The 7,590-nt window shown below is 73.1% G+C and carries 4 protein-coding genes; 1 reads left to right on the top strand and 3 read right to left on the bottom strand.

Annotated features, from left to right (window positions below; all coding sequences use genetic code 11):
* Positions 1-34: 34 nt before the first annotated feature.
* The gene (gene lon, locus ACNAYW_RS23195) at positions 35-2,368 is read right to left on the bottom strand and encodes an endopeptidase La (protein WP_415851983.1); all 2,334 of its coding nucleotides are present in this window, start codon (positions 2,366-2,368) and stop codon (positions 35-37) included.
* A 146-nt stretch (positions 2,369-2,514) separates the two neighbouring features.
* Positions 2,515-4,533 carry a heavy metal translocating P-type ATPase gene (locus tag ACNAYW_RS23190; RefSeq protein WP_415851982.1) on the bottom strand — a complete coding sequence of 673 codons (2,019 nt, stop codon included), beginning with the start codon at positions 4,531-4,533 and terminating at the stop codon, positions 2,515-2,517.
* 68 nt (positions 4,534-4,601) lie between these two features.
* Between ACNAYW_RS23190 and crtI the strand changes: the two genes are divergently transcribed.
* A complete protein-coding gene (gene crtI, locus ACNAYW_RS23185; protein WP_415851981.1) occupies positions 4,602-6,050 on the top strand; it encodes a phytoene desaturase family protein in 1,449 nt (482 codons plus the stop codon).
* A 62-nt stretch (positions 6,051-6,112) separates the two neighbouring features.
* On the opposite strand, the gene ACNAYW_RS23180 is transcribed toward crtI, so the two are convergent.
* On the bottom strand, positions 6,113-7,456 hold the full coding sequence (locus ACNAYW_RS23180) for a DHA2 family efflux MFS transporter permease subunit (protein WP_415851980.1): 1,344 nt from the start codon (positions 7,454-7,456) through the stop codon (positions 6,113-6,115).
* Positions 7,457-7,590: the final 134 nt, after the last annotated feature.

The following is a 7,590-nucleotide window of genomic DNA, read 5'->3' as shown; positions in this document are numbered from 1 at the left end:
CCGCCGAAGCGACCCGCCCGCACCGTCGAACCCGCTAGGCGGCGACCTGCGCGCCCTCCGACACCGGCTCCAGGGCCTGCGCGACGATCTCCGCCACGTCGACCATCGGCTTCACCTCGAGCGCGTCGAGCACCTCCGCCGGGACGTCGTCCAGGTCGGGCTCGTTGCGCTGCGGCACGAACACCGTGGCCAGCCCGTTGCGCTGCGCGGCCAGCAGCTTCTGCTTGACGCCGCCGATGGGCAGTACCCGACCGTTGAGCGTGACCTCGCCGGTCATGCCGACGTCGCTGCGCACGCGCCGCCCCGTCAGCATCGACACCAGCGCGGTGACCATCGTGACGCCCGCCGACGGCCCGTCCTTGGGGACGGCGCCGGCCGGGAAGTGGATGTGCACCGTGCCGTTCAGCGCGGCCGGGTCGATGCCGAAGTCCGCGGCGTGCGCCTGCACGTACGACAGGGCGATCTGCGCCGACTCCTTCATCACGTCGCCGAGCTGGCCCGTCAGCTTCAGTTCCGGGCCGGATTCGCCGGGCGTGTGCAGCGCCTCGATGAACAGGACGTCGCCGCCCATGCCGGTCACGGCCAGGCCTGTCGCCACGCCCGGCACCTCGGTCCGCTCGGCCGTCTCCGGGGTGAACCGGGGCCGGCCCAGGTAACCCTGCAGGTCCCCGACATCGACGACGGTGCGCCCCGCGTCCGTGGAGGACTGCTCCACCGCGACCTTGCGCAGCGCCTTGGCGAGCAGCCGCTCGAACTGCCGCACGCCCGGCTCGCGGGTGTAGTTCGCGGCGATCTCGCGCAGCGCCTCGTCGGTCACGGTCACCTCGTCGGCCGTCAGCGCCGCCCGCTCCCGCTGCCGCGGCACCAGGTAGTCCCGGGCGATCGCGACCTTGTCGTCCTCGGTGTAGCCGTCGAGGGTGACCAGCTCCATCCGGTCGAGCAGCGCCGACGGGATGTTCTCCACCACATTGGCCGTCGCGAGGAAGACCACATCGGACAGGTCCAGGTCGAGGTCCAGGTAGTGATCGCGGAAGGTGTGGTTCTGCGCGGGATCGAGCACCTCGAGCAGCGCCGCCGCGGGATCGCCGCGGTAGTCGGAGCCCACCTTGTCGATCTCGTCGAGCAGCACCACCGGGTTCATCGAGCCCGCCTCGCCGATCGCGCGCACGATCCGGCCGGGCAGCGCGCCGACGTAGGTCCGACGGTGCCCGCGGATCTCCGCCTCGTCGCGCACGCCGCCGAGCGCCACGCGCACGAACTTGCGGCCCAGCGCGCGGGCGACGGACTCGCCCAGCGAGGTCTTGCCCACGCCGGGCGGGCCGGCGAGCACCATGACGGCGCCCGACCCGCGGCCGCCGACCAGCGACATGCCGCGCTGCGACCGGCGCGACCGCACGGCCAGGTACTCGACGATGCGGTCCTTCACGTCGTCGAGGCCGTGGTGGTCGGCGTCGAGGATCGCCCGCGCGCCGGCCAGGTCGTCGGAGTCCTCGGTGGTGACGTTCCACGGCAGGTCCAGGACGGTGTCGAGCCAGGTGCGGATCCAGCCCGCCTCGGGGCTCTGGTCGGTGCCGCGCTCGAGCTTGCCCACCTCGCGCAGCGCCGCCTCGCGGACCTTCTCCGGCAGGTCGGCGGCCTCCACGCGGGACCGGTAGTCGTCGGCACCGTCGGGCTCGTCCTCCCCGAGCTCCTTGCGGATGGCGTTGAGCTGCTGCCGGAGCAGGAACTCCTTCTGCTGCTTCTCCATCCCGTCGCGGACGTCGGAAGCGATCTTGTCGCTCACCTCGGTCTCGGCGAGGTGCTCGCCGGTCCAGTCGATGAGGCGCTGCAGGCGCGCGTCGACGTCGCCGGTCTCCAACAGCTCGCGCTTCTGCTCGTTCGTCAGCCACGACGAGTAGCCCGACGTATCCGCCAGCGCGGCGGGGTCGGTGAGCCGGTTGACGGCGTCGATCACCTGCCAGGCCTCGCGGCGCTGCAGCATCGCGAGCACGACCTTCTTGTACTCGGCGGCCAGCTCGCGGGTGCGCTCGGTGACCGCGGTCTCGTCGACGAGGTCGACCTCGACCCACAGCGCCGCACCCGGCCCGGTGGTGCCGGAACCGATGTGGGCGCGCTGCTCGCCGCGCAGCACGGCGACGTACTCGGACTGGCCGGGCACGCGGCCGACCTGCACGATCGAGGCGACGACGCCGTGCGTCGGGTACCGGTCGTCCAGTCGCGGGGCGATGAGGAGCTTGCCGCGCTCGCTGCTGCGGCCGGCGTCGACCGCGGCCTGCGCGGCGTCGTCGAGGGTGATCGGCACGACCATGCCGGGGAGTACGACGAGGTCGGGGACGAAGAGAACGGGCAGTGAGATCTGCTCAGACATGGGGCCTCCAAGTTCAGTCTTCTCCGCTCAACGCCGATGCCCGGCCGGGTTGTTCCGGCCGGGCATCGGCGTTCGCCGTCAGCGGATTTCAGGCCGCGACGGGCTCCCGCTCGGGGCGCGCCTCGTGCTCCCCTGCGCCTCCCCGATCACGCTGCCGCGGGCTCCCGCTCCGGGCGCACCTCATGCTCCACCCCGTCGTGCTCCCTCCCCACCTCGAAGCGGAGCAGGCGCAGCGCGTTGGCCACGACGATGAGCGTCGAGCCCTCGTGGATGAAGACCACCGGCCCCATCGGCATGCCGAGGAACGTGACGATCACCAGGAAGACCACGATGCCCAGCGCGGCGATGAGGTTCTGCCGGATGATGCGGCTGGTCCGCCGGCTCAGCCGCACCGCGAACGGCAGGCGGCCCAGGTCGTCGCTCATCAGCGCGACGTCCGCGGTCTCCAGCGCGACGGCGGAACCGGCGGCGCCCATGGCGATCCCGACGTCGGCCTGCGCCATCGCGGGCGCGTCGTTGACGCCGTCGCCGACCATGGCGCACCGTCGGGCATCCGGCCCCGCGCCGGAGAGGCCGCGCACCTGCGTCACCTTGTCCTCCGGGAGCAGCCCGCCGAGGGCCCGGTCGACGCCGACCTCGCGGCCCACGGCCTCCGCCACCTGCTGGTGGTCGCCGGAGATCATCACGATGTCGGTCATGCCGGACTCGCGGAGCCGGTCGAGCACCTGCCCGGCCTCCCGACGGGGCGTGTCCATGACGCCGATCACGCCGAGGAAGCGGCCGCCGCGGCGCACGATCATGAGCGTGCGGCCCGCGGCCTGCAGCCGCTCGACGTCGGCGGCGACGGCCCCGTCGAGCGCGATGCCGGCGTCGGTGAAGAGGCGCTCGTTGCCGATCTCGACACTCTCACCCTCGACGAGGGCGCGGACGCCGCGGCCGGTGACGGACTGCAGGTCGGAGGCGGTGAGCACCGTCGAGGTGCGGGCCGCGACGGCCTCGGCGACCGCGGCGGCGAGGGGGTGGTCGGAGAGCTTCTCGACGGCGAGCGTGGTCGCGAGCAGCTCGTCGAGCTCGACACCGGGCGCCGCGACGGTGTCGGTGACCCGCGGCTCGCCCCAGGTCAGGGTGCCGGTCTTGTCGAAGGCGATCGACGTGACGCGGCCGAGCGTCTCGAGCGGCGCGCCGCCCTTGACCAGCACGCCGGCGCGGGCGGCGCGCGCGACGCCCGCCAGCACGGCCGACGGGGTGGCGAGCGCGAGCGCGCAGGGGCTCGCGGCGACGAGCACGGCCATCGCGAGGTAGAAGGCGTCGTCGAACGTGTTGCCGAGAGCGAGGAAGCCGACCAGGAAGACGCCGATGACGAAGGCGATCACGGCGGGTACGTAGATGCGCTGGAACCTGTCGAGGAAGCGCTGCGTGGGCGACTTGGCCTGGTCGGTGGACGCGACGAGCTCGACGACCTTGCTCAGCGTGGAGTCCTTCGCCAGCGCGGTGACCTGCACGACCAGCGCGCCGGAACCGTTGACCGTGCCCGCGAAGACCTTGTTCTCGTCGGCGACGCGGCCGGTGCGGGAGGGGTCGAGGGGCTCCTTCTCCACCGGCATCGACTCGCCGGTGACGGCGCTCTGGTCGATCGCCGAGCGCCCGTCGACCACCACCCCGTCGGAGCTGACGCGCGCATTGGGACGGATCAGCACGAGGTCGCCGACGGCGACGTCCTCCACCTGCCGGTCGACGAACTCGCCCGCCGTGGTCGACGGTCCGCCGACGTGCACCAGCGCGGTGCGGGGCGCGAGGCCGGCGAGCGCCTCGATCGACTTGGACGCGCGGGCCAGCGCGAACTCCTCCAGCGCGTGGCCGAGGCTGAACAGGAACAGCAGCACCGCGCCCTCGGCGAACCGCCCGATCGAGGCGGCGCCGATCGCGGCGACCAGCATGAGGAAGTCGACCTCGAACTTCCCGTTCAGCGTGGACCTGATGGCCGAGCGGATGGTGAAGAAGCCGCCGAAGAAGTACGTGGCGAGGAAGAAGGCGGTGCCGACGTCGGGCAGCCCCGCGGCGTACTCGGCGATCATGCCCGCGGTGTAGGTGACGCCCGAGGCGATGGCGAAGCCGATCTCCCACCGCGCCGAGTGGCCGGACTCGTGGTCGTGTTCTGCGCTCATGGCCTGAGCGTATGCGACATATGCATACATTGCAATATGTTGTTCTACGGAGTTCCTAGACTCGTCCCGTGCACATCGGAATCATCGGGGCGGGTCTGTCCGGGCTGTCGGCGGCGCTGCACCTGCTCGGGGCGGGCCATCGAGTCACCGTCGTGGAGAAGTCGCCGCAGGTCGGCGGGCGCGCGGGGACGATCTCGCTGGGAGGGCACCTCGTCGATCCGGGCGCGAGCGTGCTGACCATGCCGGAGCTGGTCTTCGACGCCCTGGCCGCGGGCGGCCTCGGCCGGCTCGCCGCCGAGGACGAACTGGACCTGCTGCCGGTCGCGCCCGCGTACGCGGGTCGGTTCCCGGCCCTCGGGGGTCACCCGGCCGGCGTGCTGCACGTCCCCGACGACCTCGCGGTGGACGAGCACATGCGCTGGCAGGAGGCCGTGTTCGACGCCGCCTACGAGCGGTTCATCGGCGGCGACGCCGCGTGGAGCTCGTACGCGAACCCGCGCGACCTCGCCGCGCTGGGCCGGCTCGTGCGGCTCGGCGCCTTGCGGTCGATGCAGCACCAGGTGGACCGCCGCGTCGCCGACCCGCGCGCCCGCCGCATGCTCACCTTCCAGGCGCTCTACGCCGGAGTCGCGCCGTCGGCGGCGCGCGCGGTGTACGCCGTGATCTCGCACATGGACGTCGGCCTGGGTGTCTGGTACCCCCGGGCGGGCATGGGCCGGGTCGCGGAGGTCATGGCGCGGCAGGTCGAGCGGGCCGGCGGCACGCTTCTGCTCGACCACGAGGTGCTCGGCCTCGACGGCCGGCGGGGCCGCGTCACGGGTCTGCGCGCCCGGACGTCGGCGCGCGTGCGCCAGCTCGCCTTCGACGGGGTGGTGCTCACCGCCGACGCCCCCATCACCGACCGGCTCATCGCGCCGCTCGGCGGGCGGGCGCCGCGGCGTGTGCGGCTGTCGCCGTCCGCGGTGGTGGCCCACCTCGACGTGGACCCCGACCTGCAGGACCACTGGCCCACGCAGGCGCACCACACGCTGGACTTCGGCGCGGCGTGGGAGCAGACCTTCGCGGAGATCACCGCGACGCGGGGCCGCGGGCGGCTCATGAGCGACCCGTCGTTCCTCATCACCCGCCCGTCGATCACGACGGGCGAGCCCGGCCCGGTCAGCGTGCTCGCACCGTGCCCCAACCTGGAATCAGCACCGCTGGACTGGGACTCGATCGGCCCCGACTACGTGCGCGACGCGCTGCGCACCCTGGCCGGCCGCGGGTATCGCGGCATCGACGCCGGGGAGGTCCTGCGCGTGGACACCCCCGCCGACTGGGCCCGGCAGGGCATGTCCGCCGGCACCCCGTTCGCCGCGGCACACACCCTCAGCCAGACCGGGCCGCTGCGCCGCCCGCAGCGGGTCCCCGGCCTCGCGAACGCGGTGCTCGCGGGATCCATGACACACCCCGGCGTCGGCGTCCCGCCCGCGCTGATCTCGGGCCGGCTGGCGGCGCAGGCGCTCGGTTCCTCGTGAAACCGGCCGAATCCTCGATCACGAGGGGCGATTCGGCTTCGTGACGAAGAATTCGGCCGGTTTCACGAGCGCAGCGCCGCCGCGGCGGCCAGGGCGGCCAGGCAGATGCCCGCCGCGAGCGCCAGGGCCCCGGACAGCGCGCCGTGCGCGAGCACCGCAGCGACCGCGGCCGCACCGAACGCCGAGCCCAGCTGCCGCGCCGTGTTGAAGGCCCCCGCGCCGGCTCCGACCAGGTCGCGCGGCAGCTCGGACGTGGCGAGCAAGGACAGCGGGCCCCACATCATCGCGCTGCCCACGCCGACCACGGAGGCCGGCAGGACCAGCCACCCGGGCGGCATCTCCGCGGTCACGACCACGACGAACAGCCCGAGTCCGAGGCCGCAGACGGCGAGCCCCGTCGACAGCACGCCGCGCGGGTCGCGCCTGCGCAGCGAACGTCCGACTCGCGGCGCGAGCAGAGCGGACACGAGGGCCGTCGGCGCCAGCAGCAGCGCGGCGCCGCCCGGGGAGACGCCGTGCCGGGCCTGCGCGTACAGCGTCGCCGGGAAGACATAAGCGGTGACCCATGCGCCCGCGAGCAGGTTGACGCCCGACGACGCGGCGAAGCTGCGGATGCGGAAGAGCCGCAGCGGCACCAGTGCGCCGTCGCCGCGCCGACGCTGCCACACCAGGAAGACGACGGTGCCCGTTCCTCCCGCCGCCAGCGCGAGCCACGGCGCCGCGCCTGGCCGCCCCGACTCCTGCAAGCCCAGGATCAGCCCGAGGACCGCAGCCGCCGACAGCACCGATCCTGGCAGGTCGAGGCGGCGCGACGTCGTGACCGATCGGGGCACGTAGCGCAGAGTCATCACGATGCCGGCGAGGCCGACGGGGACGTTGAGCCAGAACACCCACCGCCAGCTCGCGAACTCGGTGAGCACGCCGCCGAGGAGCGGGCCGGCGAGCGTCGCGATGCCGGTGATCGCGCCCCACACGCCGAGGGCGGCGCCGCGGGTCTCCATCGGGAAGACGAGAGTGATGATCGCCATGACCTGCGGCGTCATGAGCGCAGCGCCGAACCCCTGGACGACGCGCAGTGCCACCAACACGCCGAGAGTCGGCGCGAGACCGCAGGCCAGGGAGGCGAGCACGAAGACGGCGAGGCCGAGCAGGTACATCCGGCGGTGCCCGAAGCGGTCGCCGAGGCGGCCGCACAGCAGCATCGGGACGGCGAAGGCGAGGAGGTACGCGGACGAGACCCACAGCACCGACCGAACGTCGGTGTGCAGCCCCTCCATGAGACGGACGGTGACGACGGACAGCGCCGTCGCGTCGACCAGGATCATGACGTAGCCGAGGGCGAGCGCGCCCAGCGCGGCCCACCGATCAGCGGAGACGGGGGTGGTGACGGGCGTAGAGGTACGCAAGGAAGAGACTCCTGACACGGGAGGTACGGATGGGAGGCATCCGTCGGCGCCGCACAGCGCGCCGACACGCGTCAAGAGATCATGAGCGGCAGCTTATCCCGCGTCCTGCGCATCGGGTCAAGCGGTTTACCGGC

The sequence above is a fragment of the Tsukamurella ocularis genome (assembly GCF_965138335.1).
In the GTDB taxonomy this organism is placed as follows: Bacteria; Actinomycetota; Actinomycetes; order Mycobacteriales; family Mycobacteriaceae; genus Tsukamurella; species Tsukamurella ocularis_A.
The sequence above is the reverse complement of the archived record's forward strand: the minus strand, read 5'-3'. Positions and strand labels throughout refer to the sequence as shown.